The 20,645-nt window shown below is 64.6% G+C and carries 16 protein-coding genes; 2 read left to right on the top strand and 14 right to left on the bottom strand.

Annotated elements, in window-relative coordinates; all coding sequences use genetic code 11:
- Positions 1-52: 52 nt before the first annotated feature.
- Both rimO and phaR read right to left on the bottom strand, forming a co-directional pair.
- Positions 53-1,462 (bottom strand): 30S ribosomal protein S12 methylthiotransferase RimO, encoded by a 1,410-nt coding sequence (gene rimO / locus BMW28_RS07200; RefSeq protein WP_091815937.1) that lies wholly within the window; start codon positions 1,460-1,462, stop codon positions 53-55.
- 188 nt (positions 1,463-1,650) lie between these two features.
- Positions 1,651-2,247, bottom strand: coding sequence for a polyhydroxyalkanoate synthesis repressor PhaR (gene phaR, locus BMW28_RS07195; protein ID WP_091815935.1), 597 nt, complete (start codon positions 2,245-2,247; stop codon positions 1,651-1,653).
- Positions 2,248-2,344: 97 nt separating this feature from the next.
- On the opposite strand from phaR, the gene BMW28_RS07190 reads away from it, so the two are divergent.
- Positions 2,345-2,866, top strand: coding sequence for a HugZ family pyridoxamine 5'-phosphate oxidase (locus BMW28_RS07190; RefSeq protein ID WP_091815932.1), 522 nt, complete (start codon positions 2,345-2,347; stop codon positions 2,864-2,866).
- A 7-nt stretch (positions 2,867-2,873) separates the two neighbouring features.
- On the opposite strand, the gene BMW28_RS07185 is transcribed toward BMW28_RS07190, so the two are convergent.
- The 3 genes from BMW28_RS07185 to BMW28_RS07175 are packed head-to-tail and all read right to left on the bottom strand — an operon-like array spanning position 2,874 to position 8,729.
- Positions 2,874-4,925 carry a TolC family protein gene (locus BMW28_RS07185; RefSeq protein WP_159430731.1) on the bottom strand — a complete coding sequence of 684 codons (2,052 nt, stop codon included), beginning with the start codon at positions 4,923-4,925 and terminating at the stop codon, positions 2,874-2,876.
- 54 nt (positions 4,926-4,979) lie between these two features.
- Positions 4,980-6,242: an HlyD family type I secretion periplasmic adaptor subunit gene (locus tag BMW28_RS07180; RefSeq protein ID WP_091815927.1), complete on the bottom strand. Its 1,263-nt coding sequence runs from the start codon at positions 6,240-6,242 to the stop codon at positions 4,980-4,982.
- Between the two features lie 3 nt (positions 6,243-6,245).
- A complete protein-coding gene (locus BMW28_RS07175) occupies positions 6,246-8,729 on the bottom strand; it encodes a type I secretion system permease/ATPase (RefSeq protein WP_091815924.1) in 2,484 nt (827 codons plus the stop codon).
- A 282-nt stretch (positions 8,730-9,011) separates the two neighbouring features.
- Here BMW28_RS07175 and crcB point away from each other — a divergent pair, with 282 nt between their 5' ends.
- Positions 9,012-9,407: a fluoride efflux transporter CrcB gene (gene crcB / locus BMW28_RS07170; RefSeq protein WP_407640942.1), complete on the top strand. Its 396-nt coding sequence runs from the start codon at positions 9,012-9,014 to the stop codon at positions 9,405-9,407.
- On the opposite strand, the gene BMW28_RS07165 is transcribed toward crcB, so the two are convergent.
- The 9 genes from BMW28_RS07165 to parC all read right to left on the bottom strand — a co-directional run bounded on the left by BMW28_RS07165 (position 9,404) and on the right by parC (position 20,517).
- Positions 9,404-9,922 (bottom strand): DUF421 domain-containing protein, encoded by a 519-nt coding sequence (locus BMW28_RS07165; RefSeq protein WP_091815921.1) that lies wholly within the window; start codon positions 9,920-9,922, stop codon positions 9,404-9,406. The genes crcB and BMW28_RS07165 overlap by 4 nt on opposite strands.
- 13 nt (positions 9,923-9,935) lie before the next feature.
- Entirely contained in the window at positions 9,936-11,567 is a 1,632-nt protein-coding gene (gene ntrC, locus BMW28_RS07160) for a nitrogen regulation protein NR(I) (protein ID WP_091816196.1), read from the bottom strand.
- Positions 11,568-11,643: 76 nt separating this feature from the next.
- The gene (gene glnL, locus BMW28_RS07155) at positions 11,644-12,744 is read right to left on the bottom strand and encodes a nitrogen regulation protein NR(II) (RefSeq protein WP_091815919.1); all 1,101 of its coding nucleotides are present in this window, start codon (positions 12,742-12,744) and stop codon (positions 11,644-11,646) included.
- Positions 12,745-12,843: 99 nt separating this feature from the next.
- Complete coding sequence (locus tag BMW28_RS07150; RefSeq protein WP_234970060.1) at positions 12,844-13,425, bottom strand: hypothetical protein; 582 nt, start codon at positions 13,423-13,425, stop codon at positions 12,844-12,846.
- A 151-nt stretch (positions 13,426-13,576) separates the two neighbouring features.
- A complete protein-coding gene (gene glnA, locus BMW28_RS07145) occupies positions 13,577-14,992 on the bottom strand; it encodes a type I glutamate--ammonia ligase (RefSeq protein WP_091815916.1) in 1,416 nt (471 codons plus the stop codon).
- Between the two features lie 363 nt (positions 14,993-15,355).
- The gene (locus BMW28_RS07140; RefSeq protein WP_234970059.1) at positions 15,356-16,222 is read right to left on the bottom strand and encodes a competence/damage-inducible protein A; all 867 of its coding nucleotides are present in this window, start codon (positions 16,220-16,222) and stop codon (positions 15,356-15,358) included.
- Positions 16,223-16,373: 151 nt separating this feature from the next.
- Entirely contained in the window at positions 16,374-17,294 is a 921-nt protein-coding gene (locus tag BMW28_RS07135; RefSeq protein ID WP_091815915.1) for an EI24 domain-containing protein, read from the bottom strand.
- Positions 17,295-17,410: 116 nt separating this feature from the next.
- On the bottom strand, positions 17,411-18,145 hold the full coding sequence (locus BMW28_RS07130; protein ID WP_091815913.1) for a pseudouridine synthase: 735 nt from the start codon (positions 18,143-18,145) through the stop codon (positions 17,411-17,413).
- A gap of 8 nt (positions 18,146-18,153) precedes the next feature.
- On the bottom strand, positions 18,154-20,517 hold the full coding sequence (parC, locus tag BMW28_RS07125; RefSeq protein WP_091815910.1) for a DNA topoisomerase IV subunit A: 2,364 nt from the start codon (positions 20,515-20,517) through the stop codon (positions 18,154-18,156).
- Between the last annotated feature and the right edge of the window lie 128 nt (positions 20,518-20,645).

The following is a 20,645-nucleotide window of genomic DNA, read 5'->3' as shown; positions in this document are numbered from 1 at the left end:
CCCAGCAGTGGTCGTGCCAAGGGGGTACTTGCACCCCGTGCAGGCGCCTCGGTCAGACGGGCAAAGCCACCAGATCGTGGCCGTCGGTGTCGACGATGCGGGCCTGCGTGAAGGTGCCGACCTTCAGGGTCTTGCTGATCTTCTGCGGTGGCAGCAGCTTGACGATGCCGTCGATCTCGGGCGCATCGGCGTAGCTGCGGCCAATGGCGCCCTTCTTGCCCTGGTTGGGCGCGCTGTCGACCAGCACCTGCATGGTGCTGCCGATACGCTGGCGCAGCTTGCTGATGGACACCTGCTCGGCCACGGCCATGAAACGGGCGCGACGCTCCTCGCGTACTTCATCCGGCAGCGCACCGGGCAGTTCATTGGCGGTGGCGCCCTCTACCGGCGAGTAGGCAAAGCAGCCGGCGCGGTCGATCTGTGCTTCCTGCACGAAGTCGAGCAAGTGCTGGAATTCTTCTTCCGTCTCGCCGGGGAAGCCGGCGATGAAGGTGCTGCGGATCACCAGTTGCGGGCACAGTTCGCGCCAGCGCTGCAGGCGCTCCAGGTTGCGCTCGCCGCTGGCCGGGCGCTTCATGCGCTTGAGCACATCGGGGTGGCTGTGCTGGAACGGCACGTCCAGATACGGCAGCACCAGGCCTTCGGCCATCAGCGGGATCAGTTCATCCACGCTGGGATAAGGGTAGACGTAGTGCAGGCGCACCCAGGCACCGTGCTGCTTCGCCAGCTCGCCCAGGGCCTGCACCAGCTCGAAGGTGCGCGTCCTGATCGGCTTACCATCCCAGAAGCCGGTGCGGTATTTCACGTCCACGCCGTAGGCAGAGGTGTCCTGGCTGACCACCAGCAACTCCTTCACGCCACCTTCGAACAGGGCCTGCGCTTCTTTCAGCACATCGCCGATCGGTCGACTGACCAGGTCGCCGCGCATGGAAGGGATGATGCAGAAGGTGCAGCGGTGGTTGCAGCCCTCGCTGATTTTCAGGTAGGCGTAGTGCTTGGGTGTGAGCTTGAGACCGGCTACGCCGAAACCGCCGGGCACCAGATCCAGGAAGGGATCGTGGGGCTTGGGGCAGTGGGTGTGTACGGCGTCCATCACTTCCTGCGTGGCGTGCGGGCCGGTAACGGCGAGCACGCTGGGGTGGATTTCCTTGACCAGGTTGTCGCTGCTGTGGCCGCTCTTGGCACCCAGGCAACCGGTGACGATCACCTTGCCGTTTTCGGCCAGCGCTTCGCCGATGGTATCCAGGCTTTCCTTGACGGCGTCGTCGATGAAGCCGCAGGTGTTGACGATGACCAGATCCGCGCCGGCAAAGGTCTTGGACGTGGTGTAGCCCTCGGCGGAGAGCTGGGTCAGGATCAGTTCGGAGTCGGTCAGCGCTTTCGGGCAGCCCAGACTGACGAAGCCGATCTTGGGCGGCTGCTGGGTAGTGGAAGCGGGGGCAATGGCGGCAGTTTCGGTCATGGCCGCTATTGTCGCAGTTTCGGCTGATGGCGGACATCCACCAACGGCCCTTCACGCCGGAAACGGCGTTTGCGCGCTACAGCGAGCGCTGATGCACCGAGCTCCCGACACTGCGACGAAGGTGCAAAAGCCCCCTGAGCGATCCGGCAGACGACTACCGACGCGCTTTCAGCTCCGCTTGCGCCTGTTCAGCGCTTGGGCGGCTGGAACGCGGCCAGCCACTGCTGCATGTTGGCCTGGTACTGATGCTGCAACTGCTCCTGCATCTGCTGCATCATGTGCTTGCTCTGCTCGGTGTAGTTGGCCATCATGTCCTGCACCATTTTCTGGCCGGGCATCTGGATCATCTTCTGCCAGGTCTCGGGATTGAGGCCCGGCGTCATCTCCATCATCTTCTTCTGCATTTCGCCGAAGGCATGGATGCTGCTTTCGAGGTTGGCACCGAAGAAGCCCTGCCAGGTGTGGCCGTAGTAGCGGATGATGCTGGACAGCACCTGCTCGGTGAAGATGGGGCTGCCGCCCGCCTCTTCCTCCAGGATGATCTGCAGCAGGATGCTGCGCGTCAGGTCTTCATTCGTCTTGGCGTCGCGCACGACGAAAGGCTCTGCCGACATGACGAGCGCCTTCACCTCTGCCAGCGTGACATAGCTGGAGCTGGCGGTGTCATACAGGCGCCGGTTGGGATACTTCTTGATGACGCGCACCTTGTCTTGCGTGGCCTCTTCGGCCGGTGCCTCTGCGTCTGCGGGGATTGCTGCCTGCTTGACCGTTCGGGACGTCGCCATATACTGGATTCCTTGTACTGCACCAGCGCTCGGCGGCTGGTGCGTATGGGTTCAATTATGCACTTTCCCCGGTGCATTCCACGCTCCAGTAAACCCTATGAATCTCCGTCCGCGTGAAGACCTGCTCAATCCTGTCGACGAGGCCGCGATGGCCCGTGCCGCCGAGGTACTCGGCCCGGCGCGCCATGGCTACCTGGCCGTGCTGCAACCCGGCAGCGGCTGGCCGGGATTGAGCCGTGTGGCACTGGGGCGCGATGCCGAAGGTGTGCCGCTGATCCTGATCTCGAAGCTGTCCGCACACTTCGGCGCACTGGCTGCCGATGCGCGTTGCTGCCTGCTGGTAGGAGAGCCTGGCAGCGGCGATCCACTGGCCCATGCACGGCTGAGCATCGATTGTCTGGCAGAGCGGGTCGATGAAGCGGAACGCCCTGCGCTGCGCGAGCGCTTTGTGGCTTGGCAGCCGAAGGCGGCGCTGTATGTGGACTTTGCGGATTTTGCGTTCTGGCGGCTGCGGCCGCAGCAGGCCAGCTTCAATGCGGGGTTCGGCAAGGCGTATGCGCTGGATGCGGCGCTGCTCGCCCGCCTGCTGGAGCGGGTCGTGCAGGCCGGGCCGAACTGACTGGGGATCAGGGAGCGTCGCGGAACTCGGGGCTCAGTGGTGCCGAAGACAGGATCGGCTTGAATTCGCCTTCGGGAGCTTCCAGTGCCTCGGGCACATCGTCCGGGCTGGCTGCAGCCTGTTCCACCGTCTTGGCCGGAGCCGGTGCGAAGGCCTTGACGCCAATGACCATATCTTCCGAGGACATTGCCTGCGTGGCGGGCGCTGGGTCAGATACGACGACAGGTGCGGAAGGGGCTTCCTGCGCAGTGGCAAGCGGAGCTGCTGCCACAGGAGCTGCCTCGGCAACGGCGGGCTGAGCGGGCACCGACTGCTGTGCCACCGGCGCAGCTAGCGGCTTGGCAGACACCGGTTGTGCAACTTCGATTGCTGCAGGAGCCGCTACCGGTTCCTGCACGGCAGGCGATGCTGCCGCAACCGGAGCTACTGGAGCCGCAGGCTCGTCCAGGGTGACTGGCGCCCAGCTGGCCTGCACATCAGGCGCTGCTACCGCCTGTGCGTCCGGAGCCGTGGCCGCTGGAGCTACAGGGACCTCAGGAACGACTGGAGCCGGCTCCACCGCGGCAGCCGGTGCTACGGGCGCTGGTGCCGCCATCAGGGGGGGCGCTGCGGACGCAGGCGCTTGCAGTGCCGAAGCCACTGCGGGCACCGCGCCGGCTCCGGACATCGGCCGGTCGCCCTGCGGCACGACTTCGGGCTGTGCAGATTTTGCAGCCGCCCCTGTTCCCTCCGGCAGGGTCAGGCTGCGACGCTCGGGCAAGCGGCCCGTGGTGGCGAGACGCGCCCAGTCCGCCAGGGACGCATTGGCATCCAGGTAGCTGGCCACGGCATTGCGATAGTCGTTCTCCGCGACGACGCGGGACACTTCGACGTTGGCCAGTTCCGCATAGGCGTTGAGCACATCGAGCAGGCTGCGGCGTGCGATGCGGAACTGCATTTCGTACAGGTCCACCACCTGGCGGGAAGCACTGATTTGCTGCTCTGCTGCGGCGGCCTGCAGCTTGCTCTGTGCCATGTCCGCTTCTGCCGTCTGCGTACGCTCGTCGATCTCGCGCTGCAGCAGGTCGACACGGTTCTGCGCAGCCGTGAGTTGCTTGGCTGCGCTCTGCTGGCTGTAGTAGGCGCCGCGATCCAGGAAGTTCCAGTTCAGGACCACGCGCGTGCTGCGGTTCTCGCGTCCGGCGGCAACCACCAGATCGACGCTGGGCCAGCGCGACTTGCGCAGGTTGTCCAGTTCGGCACGGGTTGCCTGCATGGAGTTGTACTGGGCCTGGATGCTGGGATGGTGCGAAACACCATCGGCAGAGGCACGCACGGCCTTGCGCCATTCGGGACCGAAGGGGTTGGCCAGCGTGATCTGCTGGTCGGTGTAGCGCGTGAGCTTGCTGAGCGACAGGCGCATGGCTTTTTCATACTGCACCATGCGCATGCGAACCTGCAGTGCACGCGATTGCGCCTGCACCAGTTCGTAGTTGCGGCCCGGATCGTGACGCACGATCACATCCAGATCGCCGATGATCTTGTCGTGGCGCTTGAGGTTGGCCTGCTCGGTCTCCAGCAGTTCCTTGTTGCGCAAGGCACCGAGGTAATGCTGGGCCATGGTGGTGGCCAGATTCTCCTGCGTTTCCGCCGTCTTGTTGTTGTAGAACTTCTCGTGGAACTGGTCACGCTCGACGCGCGAGGACACTGCGCCGGCCGAGAACAGGTTGAGCCTGCCGGTGAGCGCCACCGGATCCGGATTGGTCAGGTCCTTGTATTTCTTGTCGAACTCTTCCTGCGCCTGCACGCCCAGCACCGGCCAGTGGCCGCTGCGTGACACCTGGGTCTGCATCTGCGCCTGCTCTTCGCGGGCCAGTGCTTCAAGCACGGCGGGGTCCTTCTGCACGGCACCGTCGATCAGCGCGGCAAGGCCGGCGGCGTGGACCGGCGTCATGGCAAAAGGCAGCGGCAACAGCCCGGCGGCGCACAGGCAAGCCGCCATCAGGCGACGTTTCAGCGGACGAGAGGCAGGAGCGATTGCCGGGCTTGCGGCCGGCGACAGGGAATGGCTTGTCGTCATGGTGTGGCAATCAGGAGCGCGAGAGGAAGGCATGGGAGGGTGACTGGGTTGGGCTCAACGCTCGCGCAGGGCCTGCTTGAGTCGGGTAATGGGTTTGACCAGATACTGGAACACGGTCTTCTCGCCGGTCTTGATGTCGACCGAGGCGATCATGCCGGGGATGATGGGCATGTCCTTGCCGTTCTTGTCCTTGAGCGTATTCTTGTCGGTCGTGACAATGACGCGGTAGTAGGATTCATCCGGATTGAGCTTGAGTTCGCTCGGGCGGCGGTTATCCTGCAGCGTATCCGGGCTGATGTGCGTCACCCTGCCGTCCAGACCACCATAGATGGCGTAATCGTAGGCGGTGAGCTTGACCACGGCGGGCGCTTCCGGGCGGATGAAGGCCACGTCCTGCGGACGGATGTAGGCCTCGACCAGCAGCGGGCCTTCCAGCGGCACGATTTCCATGATGTCCTGACCGGCGCTGATCACGCCGCCCACGGTGTTGATCTTGATGTTCTTGACGATGCCGCGCAGCGGCGCCTTGATGGCGGCGCGCTTCATCGGATCGGCACGGGCGGCCATGTTCTCGGTGCTTTGGGCCAGTTCGGATTCGACACGCACCAGTTCGGTGTTGGCATCGGCGCGGAACTTGTTGCGGCGCTCGGTGATCTGCATGGCCAGCTCGCTGGCCTGGCGGCGCATGCGCAGCACTTCCACTTCGGAGACCACGCCCTTGCCGACCATGGGCGCGGTGATGGAGATTTCCCGATCCAGCAGCGCCTTGCTGCGTGCCAGGCCACGCACACTTTCGTTCATGGCACGCACGCGCGAATGGTAGGCAGCAGTTTCACGCTGCACCAGCTCGGGGCTGAGGCCTTCCTTGAACTCCAGGGGAATGCCATACGCCTCGGAGCGCAGGCGTGCTGCCGTGGCTTCGAGCGCCTGCACCTTGTTCTCGACTTCCCTGAAGACGGCAGTGGTGCGGGTGTCATCCAGGCGCAGCAGGATCTGGTCCTTCTCGACCACATCGCCTTCACGCACCAGCATTTCGGCCAGCACGCCGGGATCCAGGCTCTGGATCACCTGTTCCTTGCTGCTGGGGATGACGCTGCCCTGGCCGCGCGCCACTTCCTCGACGTTGCTGAAGTAGGCCCAGGTGACGAACGCGATGAGCAGGGCCGCCAGCAGGCCGACGGTCCAGAACATGCCGCGGTGCTTTTCGTGCTGCAGGGCAGCCTGCAGGTCGTTGAGGAGCGGCAGGTCTTCCTTGGAAACGCGCTCCTGGCTGGACGTGCTTCCGGAGTTGCCGGACGGTTTCTTGCTGCCGAACATGTGTTACTTCCCTGTGATTTCTGGTGCTGCGGGGGGCTGTTGCGTTGTCGGTGCCGCTGGACTGGCTGCGCTGGCTGCAGGCTGAGTGGCAACAGCCGTGCTGCCCTCGCCCGTGGCGGGCGTGACCCGCACGGAAATCTGGCCCGGACCTGCGACAGGCGCTGTTTCTGCAGGCGCTGCTGCAGTCGCCTGCTTGACCGAGGCAGAGACGACAGCCGGGCGGGCGCGCACGACCTGGGTCTGGCCAGACGCCACTACCCTGCCCTGCTGGACCGTTACCGTGCCCGCCTGTTGCGCCGGAGCGCCGGCTTGCGGGTGCGCATGCACGCCACCCTGTTGCTGTGCCCGTTCGTTGGCCGCCAGGCGCTGCATGACGGCATCGCGCGGACCGTCCATGACGATCTGGCCCTGGTCAACCACGATGATACGGTCGACGATATTGAGTACCTGCGGACGGTGGGTGACGACGATCAGCGTGCGCTCGCCCGCCTTGGACCAGTCGGCCACGGCGCGCAGGGCGTGCATTTCGGTCATCTGGTCCAGGCCGCTGGTGGGTTCGTCCAGCAGCACGACACGGGGATCGCGCAGGGTGAGGCGTGCCAGACCGACGAGCTGCTTCTGGCCGCCGGACAGGCCGGCGCCATCTTCGCCGATGGGCATGTTCAGGCCCTGCGGGTGGCCTTGCACCATGCGGTCCAGGCCGAAGCGGCGCAGGGCTGCAACCAGCTCCTCGTCGGTGCTGAGGCGGTCCATGCGGCCCATTTCGAGGTTGTCACGCAGGGTCCCGAGGAACAGGCGTGGATGCTGACCGAGCAGGCTGACGTAGTTGCGCACGTCGCTGGGGTCGATCTGGCGCAGGTCCATGCCGTCGAGCAGCACGTTGCCCTGTTGCGGCTCGAACAGACCGGCCGCCAGGCGCAGCATGGTGGACTTGCCGCTGCCGATGCGCCCCAGCACGCCGACACGCTCGCCCGCCTTGATGTGGAAGCGCATGTCCTTGCAGACCTGCGGGCCCTTTTCACCATAGTGGAAGGAGGCCTTGTCGAAGGTGATCTCGCCCTTGATGTGGGTGGGACTGATGTAGCTGCGGTGGATGTCGCGCTCGGTCTTGCGCTCGACGACGCTGTTCAGGCCCTGCAGTGCGGTGCGCGCCTGCTGGTAGCGGATCATCAGGCCGGCGACCTGGCCCAGCGGCGCGAGTGCACGGCCGGACAGGATCACGCACGCAATCAGCGCACCCATGGTGATGCGGCTGGTGGGCTCGGGCTGGTGGATCAGGTAGGTGCCGTACAGCACCAGAAACACGGTGTTGGCCTGCTGCACCAGCTGCGTGAAGTTGACGACCAGGTTGCTGATGTCCTTCTGGCGCATGGAGGCAGACGCCGTGGTGGCGGTGAAGCGCTCCCAGCGTTGCTGCGCCCAGTTGGTGGCGTTGTTGGCCTTGAGGGTTTCGATGCCCTCGATGGCCTCGACAGCCAGGCCCTGGCGTTGCGAGCCCTCGCGCATGGAAATGTTGATGGACTCGGACAGCGGCTTCTGCGCCAGCAGGCCGGCAATCACCACGATGGGCACGGTGAGCAGCGGCACGATGGCCAGGGGGCCGGCCACCATGTACATGACGAAGATGAACAGCAGCACGAAGGGCAGATCGACCAAGGCCAGCAGGCTGGCGCTGGTCATGAAATCGCGCACCGATTCGAAATCGCGCAGATTGTTGGCGTAGGAGCCGGACGAGACCGGCTTTTGCGCCAGGTCGATCGCCATGACGCGGCGGAACAGGGCCGAGCTGATGATCAGGTCGGCCTTCTTGCCGGCGATGTCGGTGAGACGCGCGCGGATGTTGCGGGCAGCGAACTCGAACAGGTTGGCGAGCAGCACGCCGATACTGAGCACCCACAGGGTTTCGTAGGCCTTGTTGGGGATGACGCGGTCGTACACGTTCATCACGTAGAGTGAACCCACCAGCGCCAGGATGTTGATCAGGAAAGTGGCAACCACCACCTGGACGTAGTAGGGTTTGAAGCGCCAGATGACCTTCCAGAACCAGGCCTTGCCCATGGTGTATTCAGGCAACTCGGAACGGTTATCCTGCTCCGGCTTCATCTTGACGAACCAGCAGTAGCCAAGGTAGCGGGCGTCCATCTCGGCGTGGGAGAGCACTTCGGTGCTGCCGTCATCACGCATGAGGGTGTAGCGGCGCTGCTGGCCCTGGCCCTGGATTTCGGAGACGACCTCACCGCCGCCGTCCGAGGTGAGCAGCAGCAAGGGAGCCGCGAGCGCCGGCACCTCCAGCAGCGGGCGCTGGCTGAGCTGGTTCTCGTAGCCATGGCTGAGCAGAACCTGGCCGAGGCTATTGAGGTCCACCCTGCCCTCGGCGTTGCGCAGGGTTTGCGCAGTGAGGGCGTGGGCAGACAGGGGCTCGCCCTGCAGACGGGTTAGCAGGGAGAGTTTTTCTAGCAGGGTGGCTGAGTTGTCAGCTGGTGTCATGTCGCGCTGGATCCTGGTTGACTCGTGTGCGGGGGTGTCGCTGAGTATCCTAGTGTAAGCGGATTGTGTGTATGGACATATATGGGTGTGCCCGTGGCAGGCCGGATGACGGTGCAGAGTAATAAAAATGCACGGTGTCTCCCCCTGCAGAGCGCGTCTGTAAAACACGGCATGATACCGATCCCCGGACTCCCGGAATCAGCTTCCCGGCGCCCGGTCCGGGGTGAGACCCCTACAATTCAGGGAAAGCAAAACACATGTCGCATCGCCTTTGACTGCTCAATGACTACCCTGCTCCAGTCCCTCCTCGCCATCTGCCTCGGCGCCTCTGCAGGTGCCGTGTTGCGCTGGCTGCTCGGTCTGGGCCTGAACGCACTGTTCCCTGCCATCCCTCTCGGCACGCTGCTCGCCAACCTCATCGGAGGCTATCTGATTGGTCTGGCCATTGCCTGGTTTGCGCATTACCCGGACTTGCCTGTCGCATGGCGCCTGCTGGTGATTACCGGATTTCTCGGAGGACTGACGACGTTCTCCACCTTCTCGGCAGAGGTGGTGGCCCTGCTGCAGCAGGGCAGAACGCTGATGGCAGCGAGCGCCATCACCCTCCATGTAGCCGGCTCGCTGCTGATGACCCTGCTGGGCCTGGCCACCGCAGGGTGGGTCAGGCTGGGGCGCTAGACCGGCGACGAGGTACTGGCGGAGGTTCCGCCCTCGGCCTCCTGCTTCTTCGCGATACGTGGCGTGAAGCTGATGCTGCCATTGGTCTCCAGCACTGCCGTATGCACATCCTCCACCGACAGGTAACCCCCTCCGCGCAGCGCCGCATTCAGCTCGTGCCGCGTGATCTTCGCCGCCACCAGCACATCCTCGTACACCACCCCGTTGTGGATCAGCAGTTGCGCGCGCCCCTCCACCAGATCAGCCAGCTTCTTGCTGCGGAAGGTGACGAAGTTCAGCAGCCAGTTCAGGGTGACCAGCACCGTCGCCGAAATCAGTCCGCCAGTCAGCGAGTTGTCGCCCGCATTCATGGCGTTCTGCACCGCGTTTGACAACACCAGCAGCAGCACCAGATCCATGGGCGAGAGCTGCCCGATCTGCCGCTTGCCGGTCACCCTGAGCAGCAGGATCAGAAAGGCAAACACCGCTGTTGCACGCAGCACCAGTTCCCACCACGGTACAGACAAGTCCCACATACACGGCCTCCCGTCAATCCAGCCCCAGCTCCTGCATCTTGCGGCTGATGGTATTGCGGCCGATGCCCAGCCGCTGCGCCGCCTCGATTCGGCGCTGCCCGGTCCACTCCATGGCCGCCAGGATCAGCGCCCGTTCGCATTCGGCCATCAGCGTGTCCCACACCCCGCCATGACCCTCCATCAGCAGACTGCGAGCATGGTGACGCAAGCCCTCCTGCCACGGGAGATCGCTGTCGGGCAGGCACGAATCCACAGAGGTATCACCTCGGCCCGCAGCAAGGCCACCCACAGCCGGGTACGTGTCACTGCCCTTCGCAGCAACCACATCCGCAGTCCATCTCTGCGCCTCCCCACTCCAGCTGACACCCGTCCCCCCTGCCTCCGCAGCCAGGTCGCCCTCTTCAAGCTGCCGGAACCCGCCAGAATCCAGCCCCACATTACCGGCATCCGCCTCGATGCCCGCCATATCCCGCACCTCGGCCGGCAGGTCCTGCCGCTCCACCAGCTGCGAAGGCGCCATCACCGTCAGCCAGTGGCAGATGTTCTCCAGCTGGCGCACATTGCCCGGAAAATCGAACGCCGTCAGTCGCCGCGCAGCTTCCGCGCCCAGCCGTTTCGGCTCCATGCCCAGCTGCTGCGCACTGCGCTGCAGGAAGTGGCGCGCCAGCATGACAACGTCCTCCCGCCGCTCGCGCAAGGCCGGCAGGCGCAGGCGGATCACGTTTAGCCGGTGAAACAGGTCCTCGCGGAACACCCCTTCCCGTACGCGCTCTTCCAGATCCTGATGCGTAGCCGCAATGATGCGCACCCGCGCTTTCACCGCCTGGTGTCCCCCGACGCGGAAGAACTGCCCGTCGCTCAGTACACGCAGCAGCCGCGTCTGCAGCTCCAGCGGCATATCGCCGATTTCGTCCAGGAACAGCGTGCCTCCTTCCGCCTGCTCGAAGCGCCCGCGCCGCTGCGCCTGCGCCCCCGTGAACGCCCCGCGCTCATGCCCGAACAGCTCGCTCTCGAGCAGATCCTTCGGAATCGCCGCGGTATTGATGGCCACGAACGGCCCGTCAGCACGTGGAGAATGCCGGTGCAGCGCCCGCGCTACCAGTTCCTTGCCGGTGCCGCTCTCCCCGGTGATCAGCACCGTCGCCGCGCTGTGCGCCAGCCGCCCGATGGCACGAAACACCTCCTGCATGGCCGGCGCCTGCCCCAGCATCTCCTGCGGCAAAGCGACGGGCTCTTCCGCGCGCTCGGCCTCAACCGCCCCGCGCCCCTGCTCCACGGCACGCCGGATCAGCTCCACCGCTTTCTGCACGTCAAAGGGCTTGGGCAGATACTCGTACGCCCCGCCCTGGAACGCCGACACCGCACTGTCCAGATCGGAAAACGCCGTCATCACGATCACCGGCAGCGCCGGATGCGAGCCCTGCACCCGCGCCAGCAGATCCAGGCCGGACAGCCCCGCCGCATCCGGCATGCGGATGTCGCTGACCAGCACCACGGGCACACCGTAGCTTGCCGGATCCTCCAGCGCGGCCAGCACCTGTCCCGGGCTCTCGAAAGACATGGAAGGCAGCTGCGCGCGCTGCAAGGCCCGCTCCAGCACAAAGCGGATGGAGGCGTCGTCGTCGACAATCCAGACTGATTTCATGGCAGCATCCTGTTTGAAATGCCAGTATGCACCATTTTGGTGCATACCGACAGCCAGCGAAGCGTGCTGCAGCCGCTCAGCCCAGTGGAATGGTCACGCGGAACACGGTATGCCCCGGCGCACTTTCGCATTCGATCAGGCCCTGGTGCTGCTGCACGAAGGACTGGGCCAGGGTCAGCCCCAATCCGGTGCCGTCGGCCTTGCCCGTCACCAGCGGATAGAACACCTGCTCCAGCAGCCCGGGGGCAATCCCCGGACCGTTGTCAATCACAAGCAATTCCAGTGCCAGTTTGTGCCGCTGCCGTCCCAGCGTGATCTGCCGCGCGACCCGCGTGCGCAAGGTGATGCAGGCCGTGCCTTCGCGCATCTGCGGCACCAGCGCCTGCGCCGCGTTGCGCACGATATTCAGCACCGCCTGGATCAAGCGTTCCCGATCGCCCTGAAACTCCGGAATCGAGGCATCGTAATCACGCACCACGGTCAACCCCGACGGAAACTCCGCCAGCACCAGCCGCTGCACATGCTCGCAGACCTCGTGGATATTCACCCACTCCCGCTTGGGCGCACTGCGGTGCGGTGCCAACATGCGGTCCACCAGCGCCTGCAGACGATCCGCCTCGCGCACGATGACCTGGGTGTAATCCTTCAGCGCCGGATCCTCCAGTTCCATCTCCAGCAGCTGCGCCGCGCCGCGCAGGCCACCCAAGGGGTTCTTGATCTCGTGCGCCAGATTGCGCACCAGTTCCTTGTGCGCCTGCGCCTCGGCCAGCAGGCGGTCCTCGCGTTCGTGGCGGGCCTGGGTATCCAGCGGCAGCATCTCGATCACCACCTGGTCCGGCTGCTCGCCCTGCGCAATCACCACATGCACCGGCAAGGCCTCCTGCCCCGGTCGCAGCAACTGAGTGTCATAGCGCAAGGCCGAAAAAGCCCCGCTGCCTGCATCGCGGATCGCCTGCACGAACGCGGTCGGGTCGGCCATGCAGCGATCCAGAGCCAGCCCGTGCAGATTCAGGCGCGACAGCCCCCAGGCGTTTTCCAGTGCGGTGTTGGCAAAGCGGATACGCGCATCCTCCCCGACCACGGCGATCAGCGTGGCGAGCCGGTCGAAGGCGGCAAACGCAGCATCGGGAGACGTGCGCGCTGCCGGTGCAGCAGGAAGCGGTTCGGGAATGCTCATGGTGATGGCATGCTAGCGCATGACAGCCGGAACAACTGGTCGGTGAACTGCTTCTGCGTTTGCCATGGTGCTGTCATGCTAATGCATGACGGCCGGGCCTCAGCTGCCGGCGCGACCCAGTTCACGCTGCAGACCGGCAATGTCGCTTTCAGCACGCTGGATGCCGGCGCGCAAACCGGCCACGCGATCCAGGTATTTCTGATAATTCTTTGCCTCGCTGCCCAGACGCTCGGGCTCGCCGTTGTTGTACTCGCGGCGCAGTTCGCCCAAACGCTGCATGGCCTTGTTCAACTCTGCCTGCAGAATGTTGCGGGCGCCACCATCCCGCGCACGCTGCACCGAACTGGCAACCACATGGCGCGAAGAAGGCAGGCTCACCGCCTGCACATTGGCTGCCGCCTTGCGTGGAACAGCCGCCTTTGCCGCGGACACAGGCCGTGCATTGCCACGACCCGCATTGCGCACCACCGTCACCGCCCCGCCGGTGACGATCACACAGCCACCGCGCTGGATGCGACTCGGCTGGTTGGTGTACTCGTTGCCGCACCGGTAGACATTGCCCGATGCCTGCACCGGAGCCACGGCCACAGCCGCGACGGCAAACACACCGGCAGATACAGCAGAGAAAGACAGGCGGACGATGCGCGGGCTCACCATGAAGGACACCAACTCGCCACGCATCCAGACAAGCGGATACGCAGCAGGAATCAAATAGAACTATATTACTATATTCGAAATTGATGAAAATTTCGTGACAAAATGGTAACGCAGTCCACGCGACATGCCATGAAAAAAGCGGCCAAAGCCGCTTTTCCCAGAGTTCATCACTGCATCACAGCGAATAGTACATGTCGAATTCCACCGGGTTCACCTGGATGCGCACGCGGTTCACTTCGGTCATCTTCAGGTCGATGTAGGCATCGAGCATGCTGTCGGAGAACACACCGCCCTTGGTCAGGAAGGCGCGATCCTTGTCCAGCTCTTCCAGCGCCTGATCCAGGCTGTGGCACACGGTCGGGATCAGCTTGTCCTCTTCCGGCGGCAGGTGGTACAGATCCTTGGTGGCAGCCTCGCCCGGATGGATCTTGTTCTCCACGCCGTCCAGACCCGCCATCAGCAGCGCGGCAAAGCCCAGGTAGGGGTTCATCAGCGGATCGGGGAAGCGGGCTTCGACCCGGCGTGCCTTGTCGCTGGCCACGTGCGGAATGCGGATGGAAGCAGAACGGTTGCGGCTGGAGTAAGCCAGTTTGACCGGAGCCTCGAAGTGCGGCACCAGGCGCTTGTAGCTGTTGGTACCGGGGTTGGTGATGGCATTCAGGGCGCGCGCGTGCTTGATGATGCCGCCGATGTAGTACAGGGCGAAATCGGAGAGGCCCGCGTAGCCGTTGCCGGCGAACAGGTTCTTGCCATCCTTCCACACGGACTGGTGCACGTGCATGCCAGAACCGTTGTCACCGTGGTAGGGCTTGGGCATGAAGGTCGCGGTCTTGCCATAGGCATTGGCCACGTTCCAGATCACGTACTTCTGCAGCTGCGTCCAGTCGGCGCGCTCGACCAGCGTGCTGAACTTGGTGCCGATCTCGTTCTGGCCGGCGCCAGCCACTTCATGGTGGAACACCTCGACCGGAATGCCCAGCGATTCCAGAATCAGCACCATCTCGGCACGCATATCCTGCGTGCTGTCAACCGGTGGCACGGGGAAATAGCCACCCTTGGTGGTCGGACGGTGACCCTTGTTGCCGCCTTCAAACTGACGGCCGCTGTTCCAGGGCGCCTCGTATTCGTCGATGGCGTAGAAGGTATTGCCCGGTTCGGTACTCCAGCGCACATTGTCGAAGATGAAGAATTCGGGTTCCGGGCCGAAGTAGGCGGTATCACCCAGACCGGAGGCCTTCAGGTAGGCTTCGGCACGCTTGGCGATGGAGCGCGGATCGCGGTCATAGGCCTTGCCATCGCCCGGCTCCAGCACGTCGCAGCTCAGGATCAGCGTGGTCTCTTCAAAGAAGGGATCGATGTTAGCCGTGCTGGGGTCGGGCATGAGCAGCATATCGGAGGCCTCGATGCCTTTCCAGCCGGCCACGGAGGAGCCGTCGAACGCATGGCCTTCGTTAAACTTCTCCTCGTCAAAGTGGGAGATCGGCACGGTCACGTGCTGTTCCTTGCCACGCGTGTCGGTGAAACGGAAGTCAACGAACTTGACCTCGTTCTCTTCAACCATCTTCATCACATCGGCGACGTTCTTTGCCATGCTGGTTCTCCTCAAAGGGTTACATCTATGTTGCCGTCCGGCTGGGCTCGCAGGCTAGCTTCCCCGGTCTGTCCTGAGACCAAGCAGGATGCGTGCCAACTTTGCAGCCAGATGAAAAAATCCATGCTCCACGCCACTGAACCAAATCCGAGCGGGAGCGATCTTCCTCTGGAATTGTGCACCTGATGCAGCCGCTTGGGGGATGGTGAGGTGTTGCGCAAGGGCAAATATTTCTTCACCGCACATTGCCATCCGGTCAGGCTGATGCCCGCCCTGACCCACTCCGCGGTCATCATGCACCAATATGGTGCATTTTCTCTCAACGCCTTTGCACACAAATGGTGCACCCGCCGTCGCCAGAACCTAGCGCGCCACCGGATGCTGCACCGGCCCCAGATCACAGCCCATGGCGCGCAAGCTGTCGAGCATCTCGCCAAAGGCGCGCTCCACCTGCACCGGATCGCCCTTCACGCCCAGATCGATATGCGGCCCATGTTCGGGATGTTGCAGCGTCGGCAGGCTGAACACCTTGATGCCCGCGTAGCGCGCTTCCAGCGCCTCCATCATCGGCGTGAGCATGGCCTCGGAAGCGCTCTTCACCACCACGGCATTTTCCGCCCAGGCGCGCTGGTCGAACCAGAAGGAGTAGTAGGTATCCAGCGTCCACTCCATCATGGGCCAGGCCATGGCGGGGAAACCGGGAAAGAAGTGCACATGCCCGAGCGAAAAGCCCGGAATGCGGTTGTAGGGATTGGGCACGATCTGCGCCCCTTGCGGAAACACACCCATCTGCAGGCGCTGCTGATGGTCCGCGCTGTCCGGCTCGAAAGGAATACCCTTTTGCGCAGCCAGTTCGGCAAAGCGCTGGCCGATCAGCGCTTCCGCCTGCGGATGCAGGGCCAGCGGCACGCCAGCCGCCTCGGCCGCTGCCTGCCGCGTCTGGTCATCCGGCGTGGCACCGATGCCGCCGCAGGAAAACACCACGTCGCCGCTCGCCAAGCTGCTCCGCAACTGCGCCGCAATATCCGCCCGTGCATCCCCCACCATGTGCACATAGGACAGCGTCAGTCCGCGCGCAGCCAGCAACTCGATGGTCTTGGGCACATGCTGATCAGCTCGGCGGCCGGAAAGCAGTTCGTCCCCCACCAGCAGCAGGCCGAAGCGTGGCAAGGTCACATGCGGAGCCGGCGGCACAATGCCGGAGGATTCAAGCGGAGTCGGTGCGTTCACAGTCTCTCCTGTGGGCGGCCCGGCAGCAGGCCTGCGTTGAGGTGTTCGGAACCCTGTTCATTATGACGCGGCTTGGAGACCTTCCGAACGCGCGCACGCTTGGGCGACGGGCCTGCCTCGGAACCTGGCCCGGCCGCCCTCCCGAGCGGCCTCAGGGCGTGGGGTTGCGCGGCAGTTCCATCAGCTCCCCCGCGCCGTTCGCAGGCCGGCGCCCCACTTCATGCGCCTGCACGTCGAGCGTGGTCTGCACGCCGGTGGAGCCGCGATAGCCGGACTCCTGTTCCTGACGCAACTGCTGCAGGGTTTGCAGACAGAAGTGGCTGAACCAGAGCGAGGAAAAGGCGAACACCAGCGCATAGATCCAAATCGCCGCCGGAATCAGTACCACGAAGGCGGCGATGAAGACCGCCGCCGATGCCCACACCACACTGGGTGCAGCGCCCAGCAAGCCGGTCACGATGCCCATGGTCAGCAGCTCGAAGCGGTGGCGCTGCATCAGCGCACGGCGCTCCTGCTTGCTGGCGTGCTCAGCCCAGGCATCGAAACTCATCACGCGATAGGTCAGCCAGCCCCAGATCAGCGGCGGGACTACCAGCACCAGCGGCGGAATGAACCAGAACGGAATGCTGACCACCAGCAGCCCCAGCGCCAGCAGCGTATGCCCGAGCGACCAGCCCAGACTGGGAAAGAAACCGGCGCCCTGCCGGCGCTCCAGATCCGGAAAGCGCCGCGCACCCACCATTTTCACCAGCGCAGGCGTCATCAGCGTGGCCACGGCCAGCAGCGAGAGGATCACGATGAGCGGCGTTACCAGCACCACCACGAGCAGCGAGGGGATCACCGACTTGAACTGCGGCACCCCGAGCCAGTCGAAGCCCTGGTCGATCACGGTCTGCACCGCCGTGCCGTCGAGCCACTGGCGCACGGTATCCACCACCGGCCACCAGCCCCACTGGGCAAAGGCGATGCCTGCCACCACCATCAGCAGCAGCGGCAACAGCGAAAGCAGGACCACGCGCGGGTGCAGGCAGTAGGCCAGCGCGCGCCAGAAGGCATCCAGCATGATTTTCATGGCGTGCAGTGTAGCAATTCCGGATGACCGCCGCGAAGAAATCAGCGGTTGGTCATGGTGGCCAGTGCCGTGCAGGTTCCGGTGAAGAAGCGCAATCCGGGGCCTTTGGCAACCGCTTATTTCGTCGTCAGCGCCACCAGTTGCGCCTCGCTCAGCCAGCGCCATTGCCCGGCGGCCAGATCGGCAGGCAGCTCCAGCGCCCCGATGCGGCTGCGATGCAGCCCCTCCACGCGGTTACCCACGGCAGCCAGCATGCGCTTGACCTGGTGGTACTTGCCTTCGGTCAGCGTCAGGTCCAGCGTGTGCTCGCCGGTCTGCACACAGGCGGCCGCCTTCACCGACTTCGGATCATCATCCAGCACCACCCCATCCAGCAGGCGTTGTACCTGCTTCGCATCCACCGGATGCTTGCACCTCACCTGGTACACCTTGGGCACGTGGTGCCTGGGCGACGCCATGCGGTGGATCAGCTTGCCGTCATCGGTCAGGATCAGCAGGCCGGTGGTGTCCTGATCCAGCCGGCCGATGGCCTGCACGCCCTGCACCGCGCCCTTTTGCGGACGCTGGCGCAGCGGCGCCGGCAGCAGCGTGTAGATGCTGGGCCAGGCCGAGGGCTTCTGCGAGCATTCGGTGCCGGCCGGCTTGTGCAGCATCACATAGGCCGGGGCGTGGTATTCCCAGGCCTGCCCCTGCACGGTGAATGGCAGGCCTTCGCGCACTTCCACCTCGTGCAGGGCATCGGTCACTGTGTTGCCGTCGAGCTGCACCAGCCCCTGCTGCACCAGCCCGGCGCAGACACGGCGCGTGCCGAAACCCTGGGTAAACAGCATGTCGGAGAGAGATTGCATCATGAATTCCCTCACTCCACGCGTTCAATCCGCTGCGGCTTGAAGCCCCAGTTCGCCGCCTTGCCCTTGCGCCCGCGCGCGGCAGCCGCATTGTTGAGCGAGCGGATCTCCAGCACTTCCTCGCGCGCCTTGCCGCCCCGTCCCGTACCTTCCACGCGGATGCTGCGGGTATAGGCGGCGGCGCCCACCAGCGTGTCCTTGTCCTCCAGCCCCATCAGCATCAGGCCGCGACCACCCTTGGGCATCTGGCGCAATTCGGCCAGCGCAAACGTCAGCAGGCGGCCACCCGCGCTCGCGCAGGCCACATGTGTCGCTTCCGGCAGCGCCACACTGCCGCTGCTGCCCGCCACATGCGAGGGCGCACACACGGTCTCGCCCTCGTTGCAGCCGATAAAGGCCTTGCCGCCGCGCTGGCGCGACAGCATGTGCTCCACCTGCGCCAGAAAGCCATAGCCGCCACTGCTGCTCAGCAGCAACTGGGCCTGCAGCGGTCCGGCAAAGTAGTGCAGCAGATGCGTGCCCTTCTCCAGCTCGATCAGCGTCTGCACCGGCTGTCCATCGCCACGCGCACCCGGCAGGCTGGCCACCGGCACGCTATATACGCGGCCGTTGCTGCCAAAGGCAATCAGCTGGTCCACCGTGCGGCATTCGAAGGTGCCATACAGGCCATCGCCCGCCTTGAAGGCAAAGCTGGACGCCTCATGACCATGACCCGTTCGCGCGCGCACCCAGCCCTTCTCGCTGATCACCACCGTCACCGGCTCATCCACCACGCGCACCTCGGCCACCACGCGCTTCTCATGCTGAATCAGTGTGCGGCGCTCGTCGCCGAAGGTCTTGGCATCGGCCTCGATCTCCTTGACCATCAGGCGCCGCAGGCTGGCCGGGCTGCCCAGAATGTCTTCCAGCCGCGCCTGCTCGGCGCGCAGGTCCTTCAGTTCCTGCTCGATCTTGATCGCTTCCAGCCGCGCCAACTGGCGCAGGCGGATTTCAAGAATGTCCTCGGCCTGCCGGTCCGTCAGGTTGAACGCCTGCATCAGCGCCGGCTTGGGCTCGTCGCTCTCGCGGATGATGCGGATCACCTCGTCGATGTTCAGCAGCACGATCTGCCGGCCTTCGAGGATGTGGATGCGGTCCAGCACCTTGTCCAGACGGTGCTGGCTGCGCCGCGTGATGGTGCTCTGGCGGAAGGTGATCCACTCCTCCAGCATCGCGCGCAGCGACTTCTGCACCGGCTTGCCGTCGATGCCGACCGAAGTCAGGTTGACCGGTGCCGTGGTTTCCAGACTGGTCTGCGCCAGCAGCGTGGTGATCAGGTCCTGCTGGCTTACGGTGCGGCTCTTGGGCTCGAACACCAGCCGCACCGCGGCTTCCTTGCTCGACTCATCGCGCACACCGTCCAGCACCGCCAGCACGCTGGCCTTGAGCTGCAGCTGGTCCTGGCTCAGCGCCTTCTTGCCGGACTTGACCTTGGGATTGGTCAGTTCCTCTATCTCCTCCAGCACCTTCTGCGCGCTGACGTTCGGCGGCAGTTCGTTGACCACCATCTGCCACTGTCCACGCGCCAGATCCTCGATGGTCCAGCGCGCACGCACCTTGAGGCTGCCGCGGCCGCTGCGGTAGGCATCGGCAATATCGGACGGGCTGCTGATGATCTGACCGCCACCCGGAAAATCCGGCCCCGGCAGCAGCGCCAGCAAGTCTTCTTCCGGCAGCTTGGGGTCCTTCACCAGCGCCACGCAGGCATCGGCCACTTCGCGCAGGTTGTGGCTGGGAATCTCGGTGGCCATGCCAACGGCAATGCCGCTGGCGCCGTTCAGCAGCGCAAACGGCAGGCGCGCCGGCAGCTGCGCCGGCTCCTGGGTAGAGCCATCGTAGTTGGGCACGAAGTCCACCGTGCCCTGGTCGATCTCGTCCAGCAGCAGCGTGGCAATCTTCGACAGCCGTGCCTCGGTGTAGCGCATGGCGGCAGCACCGTCGCCATCGCGCGAGCCGAAGTTGCCCTGGCCGTCGATCAGCGGGTAGCGCTGTGAAAAATCCTGCGCCATGCGCACCAATGCATCGTAGGCCGCCTGGTCGCTGTGCGGATGGAAGCGGCCCAGCACATCGCCCACCACGCGCGCGCTCTTTACCGGCTTGGCGCCGGCAGCACCATTGCTGCCGCCAAAGGACAGGCCCATGCGGTCCATCGCATACAGGATGCGGCGCTGCACCGGCTTCTGGCCGTCGCACACATCGGGCAGCGCACGCCCTTTCACCACGCTCAGCGCGTATTCAAGATAGGCGCGCTGGGCGTATTCGGCGAGGTTGGGGTTGTCATCCTGCGGCAGCGCAGGGGCGGAATCGGGTTGCGGGAAATCGTCAGGGGTGGTCATGCAGGGTGAGCAGAAAAGTCGCGGCCTGCGAAGGCTGCCGGAAGCAGCGATCGCATGGCGGAATACCCCCCATTTTGCCAGCAGCGCGCAGCCTGCCTCAGAAACCCGGACAGGGCGTGAAAACGCAA

This window comes from Allobrachymonas denitrificans DSM 15123, from assembly GCF_900110225.1.
In the GTDB taxonomy this organism is placed as follows: domain Bacteria; phylum Pseudomonadota; class Gammaproteobacteria; order Burkholderiales; family Burkholderiaceae_C; genus Brachymonas; species Brachymonas denitrificans.
This window is presented reverse-complemented; position numbering and strand designations above follow the sequence as displayed.